The sequence below is a fragment of the Streptomyces sp. NPDC101181 genome (assembly GCF_044767975.1).
Lineage (GTDB): Bacteria > Actinomycetota > Actinomycetes > Streptomycetales > Streptomycetaceae > Streptomyces.
In genome coordinates this window covers 20,804-42,192 of record NZ_JBIWOX010000006.1, presented here as the reverse complement: position 1 = coordinate 42,192, position 21,389 = coordinate 20,804, and the positions used below count along the sequence as shown (strand labels likewise).

General features: G+C 72.6%; 19 protein-coding genes. 11 read left to right on the top strand and 8 right to left on the bottom strand.

Translation table 11 applies throughout. The features are described 5' to 3' along the window. Positions 1–3: 3 nt before the first annotated feature. Positions 4–696, bottom strand: coding sequence for a response regulator transcription factor (locus ACIRRU_RS11395; protein ID WP_363201833.1), 693 nt, complete (start codon positions 694–696; stop codon positions 4–6). 352 nt (positions 697–1,048) lie between these two features. On the opposite strand from ACIRRU_RS11395, the gene ACIRRU_RS11390 reads away from it, so the two are divergent. From ACIRRU_RS11390 to ACIRRU_RS11350, 9 genes are all read left to right on the top strand, one after another. After that, complete coding sequence (locus ACIRRU_RS11390) at positions 1,049–1,834, top strand: amino acid ABC transporter ATP-binding protein (RefSeq protein ID WP_363201834.1); 786 nt, start codon at positions 1,049–1,051, stop codon at positions 1,832–1,834. 102 nt (positions 1,835–1,936) lie between these two features. Next, entirely contained in the window at positions 1,937–2,860 is a 924-nt protein-coding gene (locus ACIRRU_RS11385) for a glutamate ABC transporter substrate-binding protein (RefSeq protein WP_363201835.1), read from the top strand. Positions 2,861–3,047: 187 nt separating this feature from the next. After that, positions 3,048–3,695, top strand: coding sequence for an amino acid ABC transporter permease (locus ACIRRU_RS11380; protein ID WP_363201836.1), 648 nt, complete (start codon positions 3,048–3,050; stop codon positions 3,693–3,695). Beyond that, on the top strand, positions 3,692–4,639 hold the full coding sequence (locus ACIRRU_RS11375; protein WP_403678790.1) for an amino acid ABC transporter permease: 948 nt from the start codon (positions 3,692–3,694) through the stop codon (positions 4,637–4,639). Before ACIRRU_RS11380 ends, ACIRRU_RS11375 begins: the two co-directional genes overlap by 4 nt. Positions 4,640–4,847: 208 nt before the next feature. Then, positions 4,848–6,635 (top strand): FAD-dependent monooxygenase, encoded by a 1,788-nt coding sequence (locus tag ACIRRU_RS11370; protein WP_403679133.1) that lies wholly within the window; start codon positions 4,848–4,850, stop codon positions 6,633–6,635. Positions 6,636–6,967: 332 nt separating this feature from the next. After that, complete coding sequence (locus ACIRRU_RS11365) at positions 6,968–7,054, top strand: putative leader peptide (RefSeq protein ID WP_311605579.1); 87 nt, start codon at positions 6,968–6,970, stop codon at positions 7,052–7,054. Positions 7,055–7,311: 257 nt separating this feature from the next. Continuing rightward, complete coding sequence (locus tag ACIRRU_RS11360; protein WP_403679132.1) at positions 7,312–7,851, top strand: cysteine dioxygenase; 540 nt, start codon at positions 7,312–7,314, stop codon at positions 7,849–7,851. 32 nt (positions 7,852–7,883) lie between these two features. Next, positions 7,884–8,312: a rhodanese-like domain-containing protein gene (locus tag ACIRRU_RS11355; RefSeq protein ID WP_403679130.1), complete on the top strand. Its 429-nt coding sequence runs from the start codon at positions 7,884–7,886 to the stop codon at positions 8,310–8,312. A gap of 349 nt (positions 8,313–8,661) precedes the next feature. Continuing rightward, positions 8,662–9,366, top strand: a complete 705-nt coding sequence (locus ACIRRU_RS11350) for a hypothetical protein (protein ID WP_403678788.1) — start codon at positions 8,662–8,664, stop codon at positions 9,364–9,366. A gap of 191 nt (positions 9,367–9,557) precedes the next feature. Here ACIRRU_RS11350 and recX read toward each other — a convergent pair whose 3' ends face one another. The 4 genes from recX to ACIRRU_RS11330 form a co-directional block, all read right to left on the bottom strand. Next, positions 9,558–10,373, bottom strand: a complete 816-nt coding sequence (gene recX, locus ACIRRU_RS11345) for a recombination regulator RecX (RefSeq protein ID WP_403678787.1) — start codon at positions 10,371–10,373, stop codon at positions 9,558–9,560. 3 nt (positions 10,374–10,376) lie between these two features. Further along, positions 10,377–11,507 carry a recombinase RecA gene (gene recA, locus ACIRRU_RS11340; protein ID WP_403678785.1) on the bottom strand — a complete coding sequence of 377 codons (1,131 nt, stop codon included), beginning with the start codon at positions 11,505–11,507 and terminating at the stop codon, positions 10,377–10,379. A 273-nt stretch (positions 11,508–11,780) separates the two neighbouring features. Continuing rightward, positions 11,781–12,908 (bottom strand): AI-2E family transporter, encoded by a 1,128-nt coding sequence (locus tag ACIRRU_RS11335; RefSeq protein ID WP_403679128.1) that lies wholly within the window; start codon positions 12,906–12,908, stop codon positions 11,781–11,783. A 185-nt stretch (positions 12,909–13,093) separates the two neighbouring features. Continuing rightward, positions 13,094–13,288: a DUF3046 domain-containing protein gene (locus ACIRRU_RS11330; protein ID WP_403678783.1), complete on the bottom strand. Its 195-nt coding sequence runs from the start codon at positions 13,286–13,288 to the stop codon at positions 13,094–13,096. A gap of 79 nt (positions 13,289–13,367) precedes the next feature. Between ACIRRU_RS11330 and ACIRRU_RS11325 the strand changes: the two genes are divergently transcribed. Next, entirely contained in the window at positions 13,368–14,282 is a 915-nt protein-coding gene (locus ACIRRU_RS11325; RefSeq protein ID WP_403678781.1) for a hypothetical protein, read from the top strand. Between the two features lie 103 nt (positions 14,283–14,385). Here the strand turns inward: ACIRRU_RS11325 and ACIRRU_RS11320 are convergent, their stop codons facing one another. Genes ACIRRU_RS11320 through ACIRRU_RS11310 form a run of 3 tightly spaced genes read right to left on the bottom strand, consistent with a single transcriptional unit; the run spans position 14,386 to position 16,488 of the window. Next, positions 14,386–14,691 carry an AzlD domain-containing protein gene (locus ACIRRU_RS11320; RefSeq protein WP_403678779.1) on the bottom strand — a complete coding sequence of 102 codons (306 nt, stop codon included), beginning with the start codon at positions 14,689–14,691 and terminating at the stop codon, positions 14,386–14,388. Next, positions 14,688–15,614 carry an AzlC family ABC transporter permease gene (locus ACIRRU_RS11315; protein ID WP_403678777.1) on the bottom strand — a complete coding sequence of 309 codons (927 nt, stop codon included), beginning with the start codon at positions 15,612–15,614 and terminating at the stop codon, positions 14,688–14,690. Before ACIRRU_RS11315 ends, ACIRRU_RS11320 begins: the two co-directional genes overlap by 4 nt. A 10-nt stretch (positions 15,615–15,624) precedes the next feature. Then, positions 15,625–16,488: an AraC family ligand binding domain-containing protein gene (locus tag ACIRRU_RS11310; protein WP_403678776.1), complete on the bottom strand. Its 864-nt coding sequence runs from the start codon at positions 16,486–16,488 to the stop codon at positions 15,625–15,627. A gap of 147 nt (positions 16,489–16,635) precedes the next feature. Between ACIRRU_RS11310 and ACIRRU_RS11305 the strand changes: the two genes are divergently transcribed. Next, on the top strand, positions 16,636–21,321 hold the full coding sequence (locus ACIRRU_RS11305) for a DEAD/DEAH box helicase (RefSeq protein ID WP_403678774.1): 4,686 nt from the start codon (positions 16,636–16,638) through the stop codon (positions 21,319–21,321). Positions 21,322–21,389 lie beyond the last annotated feature (68 nt).

Below are 21,389 nucleotides of genomic sequence, written 5' to 3'. Positions count from 1 at the left end.
CTGTTACGCGGACGGCGCGACGAGCCGGTAGCCGACGCCCCGCACGGTCTCGATCAGGGCGGGCAGCCGCAGCTTGGAGCGCAGGGAGGCGACGTGGACCTCCAGCGTGCGCCCGGTCCCCTCCCAGCTGGTGCGCCACACCTCGCTGATGATCTGCTCGCGGCGGAAGACGACGCCGGGCCGCTGGGCGAGCAGGGCCAGCAGGTCGAACTCCTTGCGGGTGAGCTGGACCTCCTCGCCGCCGACGCTGACCCGCCGGGTCGGCAGCTCGATGGCGACCGGGCCCAGGCGCAGGGCGGCGACCGGGGTGGGCCCGGTGTCCTCGCCGCTGGTGGTGCGCCGGGCCACCGCGTGGATACGGGCGAGCAGTTCGCCGGTGTCGTAGGGCTTGGTGACGTAGTCGTCGGCGCCGAGGTTGAGTCCGTGGATGCGCGAGCGCACGTCGGCGCGGGCGGTCACCATGATCACGGGGGTCGCGGTGCGCTTGCGGATCTTGCCGCAGACCTCGTATCCGTCCTGGTCGGGCAGGCCGAGGTCGAGGAGGATCACCCCGAAGGGCTCCTTCTCGGCGGGCAGCAGCGCGCGCAGGGCCTCCTCGCCGCTGCGGGCGTGCTTGACCTGGAACCCGTGGCGCGCGAGCACGGCGGACAGGGCCGCCGCGACATGGTCGTCGTCCTCGACGAGCAGCAGTCTCACGGGCCTCCTCTCCGTCCTCTCCGTCGCACGGCGTCACCGGCTGAAAGCCCGACCTTAATCGGCGCTTCAGCCGGGGCAGCCCCGGTGAGGCTTCCCGTTCAGCGCCGCTTCACATCGGCACCGCTCAAGGAATCCACGCCGATGACCGGCACCCAGTCAAGAGCCCGTCGGTTTCCCAGGGGTTTCCGTTATGCACCCGGTACGCCCCGACGGCGGAGCGGAGCGTCCCGTTCACACGGAGTGTCCGGTTGCGGCCGGATCGTTATCCTCAATTTCCGCTCAGATGTAATGACGCTGGTCGCACTGCGTCACTAGGGTCCTTGGCAACCGAGGAGGACGGAGCAAGAAGCCGATGAGCGGAGTTTCAGTGACCAAGGCCGCCGAGGAGGCCGCACCTGCGGCGACCGACCTGGTCGTACTGAGCAACGTCAACAAGCACTTCGGCGCGCTGCATGTGCTCCAGGACATCGACCTGACCGTCGCCCGGGGCGAGGTCGTGGTCGTCATCGGGCCCTCCGGGTCCGGCAAGTCCACGCTGTGCCGCACGATCAACCGCTTGGAGACGATCGACTCGGGCGCGATCACGATCGACGGCAAGCCCCTGCCCCAGGAGGGCAAGGAGCTGGCCCGGCTGCGCGCCGACGTGGGCATGGTCTTCCAGTCGTTCAATCTCTTCGCACACAAGACGGTGCTGGAGAACGTCATGCTGGGCCAGGTCAAGGTCCGCAAGGCCGACAAGAAGGCCGCGGAGGAGAAGGCCCGGACCCTGCTCGACCGGGTGGGAGTCGGCGTACAGGCCGACAAGTACCCGGCCCAGCTCTCCGGCGGTCAGCAGCAACGCGTCGCGATCGCGCGGGCGTTGGCGATGGACCCGAAGGTCATGCTGTTCGACGAGCCGACGTCGGCTCTCGACCCGGAGATGATCAACGAGGTCCTCGAGGTCATGCAGCAGCTGGCCCGGGACGGGATGACGATGATCGTCGTCACCCACGAGATGGGCTTCGCCCGCTCCGCCGCCAACCGCGTGGTGTTCATGGCCGACGGCAAGATCGTCGAAGAGGCCACGCCGGAGCAGTTCTTCAGTAATCCGCGCAGCGACCGGGCCAAGGACTTCCTGTCGAAGATCCTTCACCACTGACGGCGGACCACCCGGGGCGGACCGCCCGAAGGCGCGAGGCACTGAACGCCTGAGTGCCCGACCGCCCGATGACAACGACCCACGACCTTAAGGACTGCTCGCATGAAGCTCCGCAAGTCGGCCGCCGTCGCGGCCATCGCCGTACTCGCCCTGACCGCGACCGCGTGCGGCGGCAAGGAGGGCTCCGCCGGTGACAAGCCGGGCGGCACCAAGCCCGGTTCCTCCGACGCCCCCGAGCTGCCCACGTACACCGCGGCCAAGGACGTCACCCTGGACTCGCCGGTCTTCAAGAAGGCCAAGGAGCGGGGCAAGCTGATCATCGGCGCCAAGGCCGACCAGCCCTACCTCGGCTTCGAGGACCAGGCGACCAAGGAGCGCTCCGGCTTCGACATCGAGATCGCCAAGATGGTCGCGGCCGACCTCGGCTTCTCGGAGAAGCAGATCGAGTGGAAGACCGTCGACTCCGGTGTCCGTGAGACGGCCATCTCCAAGGGCCAGGTCGACTACTACGTCGGCACCTACACGATCAACGACGAGCGCAAGAAGCAGGTCGGCTTCGCCGGTCCGTACTACAAGGCGGGCGCGGACCTCCTGGTGCGCAAGGACGAGACGTCGATCACCGGCAAGGACGCGGTGAAGGGCAAGAAGGTCTGCTCGATCGTCGGCTCCACGCCGCTCCAGGAGATCAAGAAGCCGGAGTACGGCGCGAGCGTCGTCGAGCTGGCCAAGTACTCCGACTGCGTGCAGCAGCTGCTGACCCAGCAGGTCGACGCCGTCACCACGGACGACTCGATCCTCAAGGGCTACGCCGCGGCCAACAACGGCAAGCTCAAGGTCGTCGGCAAGCCGTTCACCGACGAGCCCTACGGCGTCGGCCTGGACAAGGACGACAAGGTGCTGCGCGAGGCCATCAGCAAGTCGCTGGAGGACCGCGTCAAGGACGGCACGTACAAGAAGATCTACGAGGCCACCCTCGGCCTGTCCGGCTCGGACTACACCGAGCCGCCGGCCATCGAGCGCTACTGACGCCCTCGGTCCGCGGCCGACCCCCTTCAGCCGTCCGCGGGCCGACACCTCGTCACCGATGCCTCGCGTGTGACCCGGGCGTCCCGTACGCCGCCCGCCCTGTCCGAACCGCCTCGGGCGCGGCGGGCGAGCGGGACGCCCTCCTTCCCCTGCCCCCGATGCCGATGACCGCCGACGCGGAGACCTCATGAACGTACTGCTCGACAACTTCCCAGCGTTCCGCGACGGCTTCATAGGAACCGTGTCGATCACCGCCGTCAGCTCGGTTATCGCCCTGGTTCTCGGTGTGGCCATCGCCGGGTTCCGGGTGTCGCCGGTGCCGCCGCTGCGGTACTTCGGCACCGCCTGGGTGACGCTGATGCGCAACACCCCGCTGACGCTGCTCTTCCTGATCTTCTTCTTCGTCGTCCCGGAGATCCTCTTCCCGGGGATGAGCCCGTTCGTCCTCGGCTCGCTGGCGCTCGGCTTCTACACCTCCTCGTTCGTGTGCGAGGCGGTCCGCTCCGGCATCAACACCGTGCCGCTGGGCCAGGCGGAGGCCGCCCGCTCGATCGGGATGACCTTCTCCCAGACCCTGAGCATCGTGGTGCTCCCCCAGGCGACGCGGACCGTCATCCCGCCGATGAGCAGCATCTTCATCGCGCTCACCAAGAACTCCGCGATCGCCGGCGCCTTCAGCAACGCCGAGCTCTTCGGCTGGCAGAAGCTGATGAGCGACAAGGGGTACGACATCGTCCCCGTCTTCATCTGGGTGGCCCTCGGCTACCTGGTCGTCACGTTTACCATCAGCGGCCTCTTCCGGCTGCTGGAGCGTCGTATGGAGGTCGCCCGATGAGCGCCAGCGTTCTCTACGACGCACCGGGCCCCAAGGCTCTCGTCCGCAACCGGATCTACGCCGTCGTCGGCTCCCTCCTCATCGCGGCGCTGATCGTCATCAGCGTGGTGCGGCTGGCCGACAAGGGGCACCTCGCCCCCGAGATGTGGGACATCTTCAACTACGCGGGGATCCGGCAGAACATCGCCGACGCCCTCGTCGCCACGTTGAAGGCGTTCGGTCTGGCCGCGGTCGGTTCGCTCGTCCTCGGAGTGGTGCTCGCGGTGGGCCGGCTCTCCGAGCACAAGCCGGTCCGCTGGGCGGCGACCACGTTCATCGAGCTGTTCCGCTCGCTCCCGCTGCTGATCACGATCTACGCGATCTGGGTCGGCTTCCTCACCGACTACTCGATGTGGGCGCTGGCCGCGGGGCTGTCGATCTACAACGGCTGTGTCCAGGCCGAGGTGCTGCGCGCCGGTGTCAACGCGGTCCCCCGCGGCCAGAGCGAGGCCGCGTACGCGCTCGGCATGCGCAAGACGCAGGTCATGGTCACCGTCCTGATGCCGCAGGCCGTCCGGTCCATGCTGCCGACGATCATCAGCCAGCTCGTGGTGACCCTGAAGGACACCTCGCTCGGCTTCATCATCCTGTACCCGGAGCTGCTCCAGACCGCGCGTCTGATCGCCTCCAACACCCAGGTGAACGGGCAGTACCCGTACGTCTCCACGATCGCCGTCATCGGCACGATCTACATCCTGCTGTGTCTGCTGCTGTCGTCGCTGGCCACCTGGATCGAGAAGCGCGGCCGCCGCGCCAAGACCGGTATCGCGGTCGCCCCGGCCGTCCAGGCGGCGCCCGGAACCGTCGACGCGGTGACCGCCGGGGCCGGCCAGGACACCGGGGGCGCAGGGGGCGCGGGCACCGGGACCGACGGTGCCGGTGGGACCGGAGCGACGAAGGACTGACCCCCACCGGGTTCTCCCGGCAGGAGCATTCGAGGCAGCGGCGCACGCGCCGCTGCCTCGGTCACTTGACGCAAGCACCACCAGTGGGTTGCATACGTTCTGTGATCACGTATCCGGCTTCCCCTGCCACGGCCCACAGGTCTCTGTGGGCCGTCAGCATGACCGTACGGTCCGTCAGCTCGACCGTACGGGCCGGAGAGTGAGCGCCGTGGACCCGGTGATCGTCGTCGGCGCCGGACCTGTCGGTCTGACCCTGTCGCTGGCCCTCGCCGCCCAGGGCGTCCCCTCGGTCGTCCTCGGCGAGGGCACCGGTACGGAGGAGCCCCGGCTCGCCCGTACGGTCGTGCTGCGCGAGGACACCGCCGACCTGATGGACCGTCTGGGCTGCCGGGACCTGGACCGGGTGGGGCTGCGCTGGTCCGGGTGGCGCTCGATGCGCCGGAAGCAACTGGTCCGCCACGTGCCGCTGGACGGCGACGCGCTCGGGGCCGGGGTCCAGGGCGAGAACCCGGGCGACGGCGACGGCCCGGCGCCGGACGTGCGGTCCGCGGAAGCGCTGCCGCCCGCCCCGCTGCACATCCCGCAACACGCGCTGAGCGTCGCGCTGCGGGCCGCGGCCGCGGCGGAACCGCTGGTCCAGATGGGGCCACCGAGCCGGATCGACACCCTGGAGCAGGATCCGCACGGTGTCACGGTGCACACCAAGGGCCCCTCGTCGACCTGGTGGCGCGGGAGTTACGTGGTCGGCTGCGACGGCGCCCGCTCGACCGTGCGCAAGCTGCTGGACATCCGCTTCCCCGGCCGTACGGCGGTGGAGCGGCACGCCGTCGCGGCGCTCCGGGCCGAGTTGCCCTGGCCCGGCGAGGCCGTCCTGCACCGGCAGCCCCCCTGGCGCACCGCGGGCGCCGAGATCAGCGCCCGCCCGCTGCCGGACGGGGTCTGGCGGGTCGACTGGCTGCTGCCGCCTCGTGGTGAACTGGTCACCCCCGAAGCCCTGATCACCCGTATCCGGGACAGCCTGGCGGGCTGGTGCGGCGAGACCCCGGCGTACGAGCTGCTGGACACCGGCGTCCACACGCTCCACCACCGGCTCGCCCGCCGCTGGCGACGGCAGCGCGCCTTCCTCGCGGGGGACGCGGCGCACCTGCTGGGTGCCCTGGGCACCCAGGGCCTGGACGAGGGGATCCGGGACGCCGAGAACCTGGCCTGGAAACTGGCCCACGCCTGGCACGACGGTCCCGCCGACCCACTGCTCGACAGCTACCAGTCCGAGCGGCGGGCCGCGGTGGCCTCCCGGCTGCGCGCCGCCGACCAGTCCCTGCCGATACTGCGCGGCGGAGGCGGCCTGCGGGCCCTGATCCCTGGGGCCGCTCGCGGTCACGACAGCCTGCTCGCCGACGGGCATCTGGGGCGTGGCGCACTGGGCGCGCCCCCCTCGTACTCGCACTCCCCCCTCGCACCGCCGCACTCCGAGGCGCACACGGCCGTCGGTACGCCCCCCGGTGCGCCGGTCGCCGATGTACGGGTGACGGCCCCGGACGGGACGACGGTACGGCTGCGGGAGCGGCTCGGTCAGGGGCATCCGCTGGTCGTCCTGGTCGCGCCCGGAACGGGTGTGTGGGACCGGCGGCACTGGCGGACGGCGGGCGTCATGCCGCGTCTGACGGACGCCGTGGCGGCGCTGCCCGTGACGGCGGAGCTGCTGGTCACCGAGAGCTACCCGGGGGCATCGGCCCACACCGTGCTGCTGGTCAGGCCGGACGGGCATCTGACGGCGGCCTTCAGCGGCGTCCATCCGGCGGAGCTGCACACCGCGACCCTGGCCGCGCTGGGCCGCGGGCCCCGCGCCGTGGAGGACCCCTCGGAGCCGGAGAGGGCGCGGCCGGTGACGCCCGGGGATTCCGAGGAGGACCCCGCCGACGAGGACCCGGGACCGGAACAGCCCCCCGGGTCCCGCGCCCGGGTCCACGCCGACGGGGCCGCCCGGCCCCGCTGATCCTCGCGCGCGCGGCGGCTGTCGCGAACGCGCGGGGTATCAGGGCGAATGAGGGACAGGGCGGATGAGGCCCCGCATGGGCGAAGTCTCGTACGGACGAGGTCCCGCATGGGCGAAGTCTCGTACGGACGAAGTCCCGCACGGGCGAGGCCCAGCACGGGCAGCGCCGACTTTCGGGGGTGCGGATTGGTGCGGTGCGGATGCCCTTGGTGGGTACGTATGCCCTCGCTGACGCGTGCTGACTGTCCGGCGCACGCAAGCCCTTGACCGCGTACATCGACGGTCCGGGGCGCACATTGACCCTCACGGACGCACATGGTGTACTCCAGATCATGACCGACACCGACGTGCGCCTGTGGCGGCGGGTCCATATGGACCTCGTCCGTTACGCGGGCTGCGTGTGTCGCCCGTCCTGCTGAATCGCCTTCCTCCGCCGGTCCCGTGCTGTTGTGCGCGCGGTCGGCCTCTCGCGCGAACTCTCAGGACGGTCCTCGTGTCTTCCCCTCGTACCGCCGCCGTGCCCACGCCCGCGGCCGACTCCGCACCCGTATCCGTACCCCCTGCCGCCGCCTCCGACGTGCTGGCCGCTGCCGCTGTCCCGACGCCGGGGCCCTCGCCCGCTTCCAGGTCCGGTTCCGGATCCGTGCTGGGGTCCGGGCTCGCTTTTTCCGACCCGTTGCCGACGCCCGGCTCCCCCGAGGTGCGGCCGGGCCCGTCCGGCTCCGGCCCCACGGTCACGGAGCTGCTCGACTTCGTCCGCCGCACCGCGCGGGACGCGGCGCTCATCGCCTCGCTCCCGCTCGATCCGGAGGGCCGCACCTGGATCCGGCTCGACGGGCCGGGCGGCAGTGAGGCCTGGTTGATCGGCTGGCCTCCGGGCACCGGCACGGGCTGGCACGATCACGCCGACTCGGTCGGCGCGTTCACCACTGCCGCGGGCACCCTCCAGGAGCACTCGCTGGCCGTACGGCTGCCCACCGACGGCTGGAAGACTCTGGAGCTGACCGACGGGGTGGACCGGTCGAGGGAGCTGACGAGCGGCCAGGGCAGGGCCTTCGGCAGGAACCACGTCCACGAGGTGCTCAACGCCTCCGTCGATGTGCACGCCGTCTCCGTCCACGCCTACTACCCGCCGCTGCCCCGCATCCGCCGCTTCAGCCGCACCGGCCCGGTGCTCCGCCTGGAGCAGACCGAGAGTCCGGAGGACTGGCAGTGAGCGAGAACAGGACCGAGAACACCTCGGACGCCATCAGCACGGGCGCTTCGGCCCCGGAGGGCGTCGAGGCCCCCGTGGGCATCGACGAACTGCTGGAGCGGGTCAGGGCCGGGTACGACCGGATCGGCCCGCGGGAGGCCGCCGCGGCAGCCGAGGCCGGAGCCCTGCTGGTGGACATCCGCTACGCGGCACTCCGCGACCGCGACGGGCTGATCCCCGGCGCGCTGGTCGTCGAACGCAACGAGCTGGAGTGGCGGCTCGACCCCCAGGGCAGCCATCGGGCCCCCGAGGCGGTCGGCCACGATCTCCCCGTCGTCGTGATCTGCAACGAGGGCTACGCGTCCAGCCTCGCGGTCGCCTCGCTACGGCAGCTGGGACTGCGTCGGGCCACCGACCTGATCGGCGGCTTCCAGGCATGGCGCGCCACCGGCCTCCCGGTCACCCCACCCCAGGGAACGTAGCGCCCACGGGCCCCGCGAGGGCCGACGGAGCCTGACAGGCCCCAGGCGGGAAGTGACCCGGGCCGGAAGGGGCCGGGGCGGAAGGGGCCCGGGGTGGGAAGGGCCCCAGGCGGGGTCCAGTCAGGCGCCGCGAGGGCAGGCCCGGCCCGGGGGCCGAACGTCGCCAGGTCCGGGCCCGGCGCGGGGGCCGAGGGCCGAACGTCCCCGGCTCCGGGCCGGGCCCGGAGCCCTGACGTCACCCGCCCACGAACGACACACACCCGAACGCCACGCTCCAGTGGAGCGATCGCCGTGCGTGACCGACATTCACCTCACACCGAGGACCGAAATGTACGGAGATGACGCACTCATGGCGACCGCTCTCCTCACCCCCGACGAGCTCGACGCCCAAGCGGCCCAGCTCCACGACACCCAGGCATGGCAGCGGATCATCGCGGGCTGGGAGCACACCGCCGCCGAGTCCGCCCCCACCCTGACCCGTCCGGCGGAGCACGGCCCCGGGGCCCCGTCCGAGCACCGGATCGCGCACGGGGTGACGTACGGGACCGCCTCTGAGCCCGACCCCGCACCCGCACGCCCCGCCGACTGGCGGAGTCTGCTCTCCGTCCCCGTGGACCGGCTCATCGACGACTCCTTGCGGACGCTACCCGCCGCGCCTCCGCGGGAACGTCCGCTGCCGGGACGCCTGGGTGCGGTGCTGCCCGACCGCCTCCACGTCTGGCGGCGGGTCGGCCAGAGCGACCTGCGGCCCTCGGCCCATCTCGGCTACGCCCGGCGGATCCTGACCGAATGGGGCTGGCAGAACACCCCGTACCGACTGCGGAACGCTCGCGGCGCACGCTGCGTCTGCGGCGCCATGCTCTCCGCGCACCGCCTCGGATACGGGTCCCCCGACACGGTGAACCGGGCGGGAGCCTGGCTGGTCACGGAGCTGCGCTCACAGGGCTGGCCCGGCCTGATCGGCCCCTGGAACCGCCACCCCGGCCGCACCGCCGCGGACGCCCTGGCCCTCCTCGACGCCACCATCCGCCGCGCCGCCCTCGCCGGTCACTAGGGCCCCTCCACACGGCGGCTCCGGGCCGACGCGAAGACGTGGGTCAGAAGCGCTCAGGCGACAACGACCCCCGCACGCCCTGCTCGCCCGGACAACGGCTCACGCTGCTCACACGCACACTGACGCGCACAACACAGCTCACCTCGCTCGCCCCGGCCCCGCTCGCCCTCGCCCGCAACGACCCGCTGTTCTCAGAACGGCTCGTCCAGGCCCTCCGTGTCCTCTCCCTCCTCTTCCAGCGCCCGGCGCACCACGCGCAGGGCCATGCCCTCCCCGTACCCCTTGCGCGCGAGCATCCCCGCCAGTCGGCGCAGCCGCTTGTCGCGGTCCAGGCCTCTGGTGGAGCGGAGCTTGCGGGCCACCAGTTCGCGGGCCGTCTCCTCCTCCTGGTCGGAGTCGAGCCGGCCGACCGCCTCGTCGATCACGGCGGAGTCCACCCCCTTCGTCCGCAGCTCACGGACGAGGGCCCGGCGGGCGAGCCCCCGGCCGTGGTGCCGGGACTCCACCCAGGCACCGGCGAAGGCCGCATCGTCGATCAGCCCGACGTCCTCGAAGCGCGCGAGGACTTCCTCGACGGCCTCGTCCGGGGTCTCCCGCTTGCGCAGGGCGTCCGCGAGCTGCTTGCGCGTTCTCGGCGTGCCGGTGAGCAACCGCAGGCAGATGGAGCGCGCCTGCTCGACCGGATCGCGCGGCTCCCCCTTCTCGGCCCTCGACGAGGAAGGGGAGCCGCTGCCTCTGCCGGAGCGGGGACGGCGTCCCGCTCCTTCGCCGAACCCGCCGTCCGGGTCGGACCCTCCGGGTGAGCGGCGCCGGGAGCGCCCCGCACCACCACCGGCCCCCGGCTCGGCCGCGAACGCCCCGGTGGGCGCGTCGTCGCCGAGCCGGGAACCGGCTCCGTACCCGACGACGGGTCCGGCCCCGTGCCCGGACCCGTCGTCGGTGCTGGAACCTGACGCGCCGGGGCCGGGCCCTGCGGGAACCTCCGGCCACTCCGTACGACGTGTCACGGCCTAGCTCTTGGCCGCCGCGGTCTTGGCGGTCTTGGCCTTGGGTGCCGCACCGGCCGCCGGCTTCGCCGCCGCTTCGGCCCCCGGTCCCGCCGCGTCCGCCGCTGCCGCCGGCGTCTCGCTCGACGCGGTGTCCGCGCGGACACCGACACCCAGCTTCTCCAGGATCTTCTTCTCGATCTCGTTGGCGAGGTCGGGGTTGTCCTTGAGGAAGTTGCGGGCGTTCTCCTTGCCCTGGCCCAGCTGATCGCCCTCGTACGTGTACCAGGCGCCCGCCTTGCGGACGAAGCCGTGCTCCACGCCCATGTCGATCAGGCCGCCCTCGCGGCTGATGCCCTGGCCGTAGAGGATGTCGAACTCGGCCTGCTTGAACGGCGGGGCGACCTTGTTCTTGACCACCTTGACGCGGGTGCGGTTGCCGACGGCGTCGGTGCCGTCCTTCAGCGTCTCGATCCGGCGGATGTCGAGGCGCACCGAGGCGTAGAACTTCAGCGCCCGGCCACCGGTGGTGGTCTCCGGGGAACCGAACATCACGCCGATCTTCTCGCGGAGCTGGTTGATGAAGATCGCGGTGGTCTTCGACTGGTTGAGCGCGCTGGTGATCTTACGGAGCGCCTGGCTCATCAGACGGGCCTGGAGACCCACGTGCGAGTCACCCATCTCGCCCTCGATCTCCGCACGGGGCACCAGCGCCGCGACCGAGTCGATGACGATCAGGTCCAGGGCGCCGGAGCGCACCAGCATGTCGACGATCTCCAGCGCCTGCTCACCGTTGTCCGGCTGGGACAGGATGAGGTTGTCGATGTCGACGCCGAGCTTCTTCGCGTACTCCGGGTCGAGCGCGTGCTCGGCGTCGATGAAGGCCACCGAGCCGCCGAGGCGCTGAGCGTTGGCCACGGCGTGCAGCGTCAGCGTCGTCTTACCGGAGGACTCCGGTCCGTACACCTCGACCACGCGGCCGCGCGGCAGGCCGCCGACGCCGAGCGCGACGTCGAGCGCGGTCGATCCGGTGGGGATGACCTCGACGGGCTCGTTGGGACGCTCGCCGAGGCGCATCACCGCACCCTTGCCGAACTGTCGTTCAATCTGTGCGAGTGCGGCGTCCAACGCCTTCTCGCGGTCGGTTCCTGCCATGGGTTCCACCCGATTTGCTTGAGTCGATCGCTTCACGTCAAAGACGCTAACCCCTGCCACTGACAATGGGCCTCGACGTCCTCCCGGCCTGTGGAAAACTCCACGGTCGAGCCTGGGAAACCCCTGGAATCCCGGGCCGGAAATCCCATCAGAATGGATGTTCGATTTCCGTGTCAAGCGCACCACGCGGGACCTGTGGACAACGCCATCGGCCACGCTCCCGGCGGCCAGGCACCGGTCCGGCCCTGGGTCAGCCCCCGACCCGGCCCGGGATCAGCCTTCGGCCCGGCCGTGGCCGCCGAGCGCCCGGCGCATCCGCGAGAGGACCGGTTCCCCACGCCGCGGGCGGGGGCCGCCGTGCACCCGGGGGTCGTCGGTGACGTCGTACCGCTTCACATAGGCGGCGAGGAACGCCTGGAGCGTGGCGATGGCGGGGATGGCGATCAGCGCGCCGACCGCGCCCAGCAGGGCCGTCCCGGCGATGACCGAGCCGAAGGCGACGGCGGGGTGGATGTCGACGGTCCTCGCGGTCAGCTTGGGCTGGAGGACGTAGTTCTCGAACTGCTGGTAGACCACGACGAATCCGAGCACCCATAGCGCGTACCAGGGGTCGACCGTGAAGGCGATCAGCATCGGCAGGGCGCCCGCCAGGTACGTGCCGATGGTGGGGATGAACTGGGAGACGAGACCGACCCAGACCGCGAGCGCCGGGGCGTAGGGCACGTCGAGGATCTCCAGCAGGATGTAGTGCGCGACGCCGGAGATCAGCGCCATCAGCCCGCGGGAGTAGATGTAGCCGCCGGTCTTGTCGACCGCGATCTCCCAGGCCCGCAGCACCTCGGTCTGCCGGGCGGGCGGCAGCACGGAGCACAGGGCGCGGCGCAGCCTGGGGCCGTCGGCCGCGAAGTAGAAGGAGAACAGGAAGATCGTCAGCAGTCGGAACAGTCCGCCGAGGACGGTGGTGGAGATGTCGAGGACGCCGGTGGCGCTGTTCTGGACGTACTTCTGAAGCCAGTCGGAGTGCAGCAGGCTGTCCTGGACCTCGACCCGGGAGAGCTCGGTGTGGAAGGTGTGGTTGACCCAGTTGATCACCGAGTCGATGTACTGGGGGAAGTCGTCGACCATGTCGACGATCTGGCCCGCGAGCATCGACCCGAGCAGCACGGTGAACCCGGCGCCGAAGACCAGCAGGCCGAGGAAGACCAGGAACGTGGCCAGTCCTCGGCGCATGCCGCGCGCCGACATCCGGCCGACCGCGGGCTCGATGGCCAGGGCGAGGAAGAACGCGATCAGCACGTTCGTCAGCAGCCCCAGCAGCTGGTCGAAGGCCCAGCTGCCGACCTGGAAGCAGGCGTAGAGCGCGAGAGCCAGCACCATCGCGCGCGGCAGCCAGCCGGGCATCCGTGTCGCTCCCGCGCCGGGCGGGGGCGCGGGCGGCGAGGCCGGCGGGACGGGCGGTGAGGTGGGCGGCTGGGCCGGGGCGGTCTCGTCTGTCGATGACACGGCACAAGTCTGGCCCATGCCACCGGCGGTCCGTCCCCCGGCCCGAGTGCCCCGCCCCGGCCGGGAGGAGAGTCCGGCGAAGGTCAGCGCTTGTCCGCGGGAACGTCCATGGCGGCGCAGACCGCGCGCCAGACGTCCTTGGCGTCCCAGCCCGCGTCCAGGGCCTCAAGGACCGTACGGCCGCCGAGTTCGGCCATCACATGGTCACGGGCGAAGGAGTCCGCGTAGGCCGCACCGAAGTGGTCCGCCATCCGCTCCCAGAAAATCGTCAACCGCATGCCACCAGTATCGCGCTCCTGAGAGTGCAGCCCGTCCGCCGGGCGTGTGCCGGGATCTCTTCCGTTCTACGGTCGGCTCATGGCTGGAACCGGATCAGACCCCCTCGCCCGCGCCGAGCAGTTCATCTGGCTGACGGCCCGTGTCCTCGAACAGCGCAGGTTCGCCCACGGCTTTCTGGAAGGAGATCCCGATGCCGTCGAGACGGCCCTCACCGCCTATCTGAACGAGGACGGCGGCTACGGTCACGCGCTGGAGCCCGACCTGCGGGGGCCCGTCAGCCAGCCGCTGCACACCGCCCACGCTTTGAGCGTTCTCGATTCGATCGGTCGCTGCAACGGACCACGCGTGGAGCGGATCTGTCGCTATCTGACCGAGGTGTCCACCAGAGAGGGAGCTTTACCGGCGCTGCTCCCCTCGCAGCGGGGCTACCCCGCGGCGCCCTTCATCCCGGTCGTCGACGATCCCCCGGCGGAGCTGCTGGCGACCGGCCCGGTCGTCGGACTGCTGCACGGCAACCAGGTGTGGCACGCCTGGCTGTTCCGGGCGACGGACTTCTGCTGGAACGCGGTCGACACCCTGGAGCAGTCCCACCCCTACGAGATCGAGGCGGCGGTCGCCTTCCTGGACGGTGCCCCGGACCGGGCCCGCGCCGAGGCGGCGGCCGACCGGATCGGGCGGCTGGTGCGCGACCAGCGGCTCGCGGTCCTCGATCCGTCCCGACGGGCGGAGTACCCGGTGGCGGCGGGCTACGCCCCCGGGGAGCACCACTTCCCGCACGACTACGCCCGTACGCCCCGCTCCCTGGCCCGCCGCTGGTTCACCGACGAGGAGCTGGACCGCTCGCTGGACCATCTGTCCGACCAGCAGCAGGACGACGGCGGCTGGCCCGTGACCTGGCGGCAGTGGGCGCCGGGGACCGCGCTGGAGGGACGCCCCCTGGTGACCCTCAGGGCGCTGGAAACGCTCCGCGCGTACGGCCGTCCGCTCGGCTGACGTCCCGGCCCTCCCGCTCGGGTGACCGTGCGGGCCGTGCGGACCGTCCCCGCCGCTGTCCTCCCGGGCCTCCCGCTCCGCCGCGTGCTCGGGCGGGCGCGGGTCAGCCCAGGGCGCGGACGGCGGCCGTCACGACCACCGCGGCCGCGACGACGACCAGGAAGTGGGCGCGCAGGACCAGGGCCAGGGCCGCGGCGGCGAGCCCGGCGCTCCGGGCGTCGAGGACCAGTTCCTGGCCGGTCCCGAAGGTCTGCTGCGCGGTGAGCGCGGCCAGCAGCGCCACCGGCAGCAGCGCGGCCATCCGCTGGACGAGCGGCCGCTCCAGAGCCCCTGCGGGCACCAGCAGCCCGAGAAGCTTGGCGAGATAGCAGCCGACGGCGGTCAGTCCGATGGCGATCCAGATGGTCATCGTCCCGCCCCGGAGGCACCGGCGGATCCGGTGGCATCGGCTGTGTCGACGGGGTCGGCTGTGTCGGCTGTGGGCACCGGCCGCTTCGCGCGTCCCCCGAGGAAGAGGACGACGGGAGCGGCGAGTGCGGACAGCAGAACCGGAACACCCGCGGGCAGGACCGGCAGCAGGCCGAGGGCCAGCAGCACGGCCAGCCCGGCCGTGAGCCGTTCGACGGTGCTGGTCAGCATCGGGGCGAGCAGTGCGAGGAACACCGCGGGGCTCGCCGCGTCCAGCCCCCAGGCGTCGGTGTCGCCCAGGGCCCCCGCCCCGAGCGCCCCGAGCAGCGTGGTGAGGTTCCACAGGACGTACAGGGTGAGCCCGGTGACCGTGAAGCCGATGCGCGCCGAGCGCCGGCCGGGCTGGGACAGGGTGACCGCGGTCGTCTCGTCGATCACCCAGTGGGCGGCGAGGGGCCGCACCGCGCGGGGCAGGGCGAGCAGTTGCGAGAGCCGTAGACCGTAGAAGGCGTTGCGGATCCCCAGGAAGAACGCCCCGGCAGCCGCCGTGTAGGGGTTGCCGCCCGCGGCGAGTGCGCCGATCAGCGCGAACTGCGAGGCGCCGGTGAAGACCAGGAGGCTGAGGGCGCAGGTCTGGAGCAGGCTGAGCCCGGCCCCCGCGGAGGTGACGCCGAAGGCGAATCCGGAGAGTCCGACGGCGACACCGACACCGAGCGCGTCCCGGACGACGGCCGCGTCGGGCTTGGCGGGGCCTCCAGGTGCGCCGCCACGGGTGACGGGCCCGTACGTCCTGCTGTCCGGCGCTGGGCCGTCAGGCGTTCGACCGTCAGGCGTTCGGCCGGTCCGGCCTACGGCTGTGGCACCGCCGACGCAGGTGTCCTGCGGGGATCCGGTGCCCTCTGGTGATGTCGTCCGTTCTGCCACGACCGGGACGCTACGGGGACGGGCGGGGACCGGTCTTGTACGTTCTTGCGCGCTCGCGCCGGTACGCGCCGGGCGGCACCCCCACGATCCGGGTGAAGTGCCGGTTGAGGTGCGGCTGGTCCGTGAAGCCGACGACGGTCGCGGCCTCGGCGGGGGCGGCGCCCGCGTCCAGCAGACGGCGCGCCCTGCGCACCCGGGCGTCGGTGAGCCAGGTGTGCGGGGGCATCCCGTACTCCTTCTTGAAGGCCCGTAGCAGCGCGAACGTACCCGTTCCCAGCTCGGCGGCGAGCGCCTCCAGGGTGGGCGGGGCGGCCATCCGCTCCTCCAGCAGGGCACGGGCGCGTACGACGTCCCGGGCTCCCCCGGCGCGCGCGGTCAGGCCGGGCAGCGGGCCGCCGTGCCGGTCGAGAAGGCGGACGACCAGCACCCGCAGCAGGCTGTCGGCGGCCAGTGCGTTGCCCTCCTCCGCCGCCCGGTGCACCTCGGTGATCAGCCGGGAGGCCAGGGGGTCGGTCACCCGGGTCTCGGCGAAGCCGACCGTGCCCCGCAGGCGCGTCACCTCGGCCGCTATGGCGCTGACGACCTGGGCCGCGGGGTAGAGCGTGGCGTACGACCAGCCCTCGGGCGCTCCGGAGCGGGCCGTGTGCGGCACCTCCGGGTTGATCATGACGACGGTCCCCGGGACGGCGTGCACCGTGCCGCCGGGGAGCCCCACGTCCTCGACCCCGTGGGTGACCGCCCCGAGGACGTATCCCTCGTGGCTGTGCCGGGGGAAGGTGTGGCCGACGTAGTGGGCGCGCAGCAGATCGAGGTCGGGCAGCTCGGCGTACCGCCAGTGCCTCGCCCACTCCTCCGCACCGCCCGTTCCCGCCATGAGGCCATTCTCGCAGCTCCCGGCCCCGCGCCCCGGGGGTGAACGGAGGCCGTTCCCGTAGCTCCCGGCCCCGCGCCCGGGGGTGAATCGACGGCGGCGGGCGGCGTCGGCGGCCCGTTGTCAGTGGCGGGGTGCACGATGGGGGACATGACCGGCTCCGCTCTCGATTCGTTCTCGCCCGCGACCCGAAACTGGTTCGCCGGTGCCTTCAGCGCGCCCACCGCCGCGCAGGAGGGCGCCTGGCGCGCCATCGGCGAGGGCAGCGATGTGCTGGTCGTCGCGCCGACCGGTTCCGGCAAGACGCTGGCCGCGTTCCTCGCCTCGCTGGACCGGCTGGCCGCCGGCGCGCCGCCCGCCGAGGCCAAGAAGCGCTGCCGGGTGCTGTACGTGTCGCCGCTCAAGGCGCTCGCGGTCGACGTCGAGCGCAACCTCCGTTCTCCGCTGACGGGCATCCGGCAGGAGTCGGTACGGCTGGGGCTGCCGGAGCCGGATGTACGGGTGGGCATCAGGTCCGGCGACACCCCGCCAGCCGAGCGGCGCTCCATGGTGACCAGGCCGCCGGACATCCTGATCACCACCCCCGAGTCGCTGTTCCTGATGCTGACGTCCTCCGCCCGGGACGCCCTCGCCGGTGTCGAGACGGTGATCCTGGACGAGGTGCACGCGGTCGCCGGGACGAAGCGCGGCGCCCATCTGGCCTTGTCGCTGGAGCGACTGGACGGACTGCTGCCCCGGCCCGCCCGGCGTATCGGGCTGTCGGCGACGGTCCGGCCGGTCGACGAGGTGGCCCGCTTCCTCTCCCCGCAGCGCAAGGTGGAGATCGTCCAGCCCGCCTCCGCCAAGGAGTTCGACCTCTCCGTGGTCGTGCCGGTCGAGGATCTGGGCGAGCTGGGCGCCTCCCCCGCCGCCGACGGGGACGCCGGCCAGGCGGAGAAGCCGTCGATCTGGCCGCACGTCGAGGAACGCATCGCCGACCTGGTCCAGTCGCACCGCTCCACCATCGTCTTCGCCAACTCCCGGCGCCTGGCGGAGCGCCTGTGCAACCGGCTGAACGAGATCGCCTACGAACGGGCCACCGGCACCGCGTTCGACCCCGACGCCCCGGCGCCCGAGCTGCCGGAGGCACACGCCCCCGCCGAGATCATGGCCCAGTCCGGTGCGGGCAGGGGCGCTCCTCCCCTGCTGGCGCGGGCGCACCACGGCTCGGTCTCCAAGGAGCAGCGGGCCCAGGTCGAGGAGGATCTGAAGGCGGGGAGGCTGCCCGCCGTGGTGGCCACCTCCAGCCTGGAGCTGGGCATCGACATGGGCGCGGTCGACCTGGTCGTCCAGGTCGAGTCCCCGCCCTCCGTGGCCTCGGGTCTTCAGCGGGTGGGCCGGGCGGGGCACCAGGTGGGCGCGGTCTCCACCGGCGTGGTCTTCCCGAAATACCGGGGTGATCTGGTGCAGGCCGCCGTCGTCACCGAGCGCATGCGCGAAGGGGCCATCGAGGCGCTGCGCGTCCCGGCCAACCCCCTGGACGTCCTGGCCCAGCAGCTGGTCGCCATGGTGGCCCTGGACAGCTGGCAGGCCGACGACCTGCTCGCCCTGGTCCGGCGGGCCGCCCCGTTCGCCTCGCTCCCCGAGTCCGCGTTCGACGCCGTCCTGGACATGCTCGCCGGGCGCTACCCCTCCGACGCCTTCGCAGAGCTGCGTCCCCGGGTGGTGTGGGACCGGGTCACCGGCACGGTCACGGGCCGCCCCGGGGCGCAGCGGCTCGCCGTCACCTCGGGCGGCACCATTCCGGACCGCGGGCTGTTCGGGGTCTTCCTGGCGGGCGCCGACCCGAAGAAGGGCGGCGGCCGGGTCGGTGAGCTGGACGAGGAGATGGTCTACGAGTCCCGGGTCGGTGACGTCTTCACCCTGGGGACGACGTCCTGGCGGATCGAGGACATCACCCGGGACCGGGTCCTCGTCTCGCCCGCACCGGGCGTTCCGGGGCGGCTGCCGTTCTGGAAGGGCGACCAGCTGGGCCGCCCGCTGGAGCTCGGCCGTGCCCTGGGAGCCTTCCTGCGTGAGATCGGCGGGCTGTCCGAGGAGGACGCCCGGCTGCGCCTGCTGGCCGCCGGGCTCGACGCCTGGGCGGCGGACAACATCGTGGCGTACCTGGACGAGCAGCGCAGGGCCTGCGGCCACGTGCCGGACGACCGGACGATCCTGGTCGAGCGGTTCCGGGACGAGCTGGGCGACTGGCGGGTCGTGGTGCACTCCCCGTTCGGCGCCCAGGTGCACGCCCCGTGGGCGCTCGCCCTCTCCGCCCGCCTCGGTGAGCGGTACGGGATGGACGCCCAGGTCATGCACGCCGACGACGGCATCGTTCTGCGGTTGCCCGACGCGGATCTGATGGGTCTGGACCTGCTGGACTTCGACAGCCCGCCCGCCACGTCACCGGAGAGCGACGCCCCGGCGCCGGGGGCCCTGGCGTACGACAGCGACCAGCCGCCGGTCGCGGCCGCCGACGTCGTCTTCGACCAGAGTGAGGTCCAGCAGGTCGTCACCGAACAGGTCGGCGGCTCGGCGCTGTTCGCCGCCCGGTTCCGGGAGTGCGCCGCCCGCGCCCTGCTGCTGCCCCGCCGCTCCCCCGGCAAGCGGACCCCGCTCTGGCAGCAGCGCCAGCGCGCGTCGCAGCTGCTCCAGGTGGCCTCGGAGTTCGGCTCGTTCCCGATCGTCCTGGAGGCCGTCCGCGAATGCCTCCAGGACGTGTTCGACGTCCCCGGACTCACGGAACTGATGGGCGACCTGGAGGCGCGCCGGGTCCGGCTGGTCGAGGTGACCACCCAGGAACCCTCGCCGTTCGCCCGCTCCCTCCTCTTCGGTTACGTCGCCCAGTTCCTGTACGAGGGCGACTCCCCGCTGGCGGAGCGGCGGGCGGCCGCCCTCTCCCTGGACTCCCATCTCCTCGCCGAGCTGCTGGGCCAGGCCGAGCTGCGCGAGCTGCTCGACCCCGAGGTGCTCGCCGAGCTGGAACAGGAGCTCCAGTGGCTCACCGAGGAGCGCCGGGTCAAGGACGCCGAGGGAGTCGCCGACCTGCTGCGGGTGCTGGGGCCGCTCACCGAGGCCGAGCTGGCCGAGCGGGGAGCGGAGCCCGCCTGGGCGCGGGAGCTGGCGACCGCCCGCAGGGCGATCCAGGTCCGGATCGCCGGGGCCGGTCACTGGGCGGCGATCGAGGACGCGGGCCGGCTCCGCGACGCCCTGGGCACCGCGCTCCCCGTCGGGGTGCCGGAGGCGTTCACCGAGCCGGTGAAGGACCCGCTCGGCGACCTCCTGGCCCGCTTCGCCCGGACACACGGCCCGTTCACCGCCGCTCGGGCCGCCGAGCGCTTCGGGCTCGGCACCGCCGTCACGGACGGCGCGCTGCAACGGCTCGCGGCCTCCGGCAGGACCGTGCAGGGGGAGTTCCACCCGGCGGGCATCGGCCAGGAGTGGTGCGACGCCACCGTGCTGCGCCGCCTGCGCCGCCGCTCGCTGGCCGCGCTCCGCCAGGAGCTGGAGCCGGTGCCACCCGCGGCGCTCGCCTCCTTCCTCCCGCAGTGGCAGCACTTCGGCTCCAACGCCCTGCGGGGCATCGACGGGCTGGCCCGCGCGATCGAGCAGCTCCAGGGAGCGCCCGTGCCCGCGTCGGCGCTGGAGAAGCTGATCCTGCCGAGCCGGGTCACGGGCTACACCCCGACGATGCTGGACGAGCTGACGACCACCGGCGAGGTCGTCTGGGCGGGCGCCGGGGCGCTTGCCGGCAAGGACGGCTGGGTCTCCCTCTACCTGGCCGACAGCGCGCCGCTGCTGCTGCCCGCACCGCACCCACTGGAGCTGTCGGCGCTCCACGAGTCCGTTCTGACCACCCTCTCCGGCGGATACGGACTCTTCTTCCGGCAGATCGCCGACCAGGTCCGGGCCACCACGCACCCGGACGGCACGGACCAGCAGCTGGCCGACGCCGTGTGGGAGCTGGCCTGGTCCGGTCGGCTCACCAACGACACGCTCGCCCCGCTGCGCTCGCTGCTGGGCTCCGGGCGGACGGCGGGCGCCACCGCCCACCGCTCCCGCCGCAGCGTCCCGCGCGGGCGCTACGGCTCGCTCACCACCGCCGCCCGTACCGCCTCCCGCGGCGGCCCCCCGACGGTCTCCGGCCGCTGGTCGCTGCTGCCCCCGGCCGAACGGGAACCAACCCATCGCGCGCACGCCCTGGCCCGGACCCTCCTGGACCGGCACGGTGTGGTGACCCGGGGCGCCGTGCAGGCCGAGGGGGTCGAGGGCGGATTCTCCGCGACGTACCGCGTTCTGGCGGCCTTCGAGGACAGCGGACAGGCCCGGCGCGGCTATGTGGTCGAGGGGCTCGGGGCCGCCCAGTTCGCGATGGACGGGGCGGTGGACCGGCTGCGAGCGGCGTCCACCGCCCGCGACCGCCGGGACCCGGGCGTCGCGTCCCAGACCCTGGTGCTCGCCGCCGCCGACCCGGCCAACGCCTACGGAGCGGCCCTGCCCTGGCCGGAGTCCCTGGACGGCGCGGGGCACAAGCCGGGCCGGAAGGCGGGTGCCCTCGTGGTCCTCGTCGACGGCGAGCTGACCCTCTACATGGAGCGCGGCGGCAAGAGCCTCCTGGCCTGGCCCTCCGACCCCGACGATCCCGCGCTGCGCGCGGCCGCGGAGGCGCTGGCCGCCTCGGCCCGTGCCGGGGCGCTGGGCACCGTCACGGTGGAGCGGACGAACGGCGTCTCCTCCCTCACCTCTCCGCTGGGCCGGACCCTGGAGGCGGCCGGGTTCCTCGCCACGCCGAAAGGACTGCGACTGCGCGCCTGAGCCCGCCGGGGCCGTGCCGCCTCACCCGCCCGGTGCCCGCACCCACTGCGCCCCGTTTTCCGTCCCCG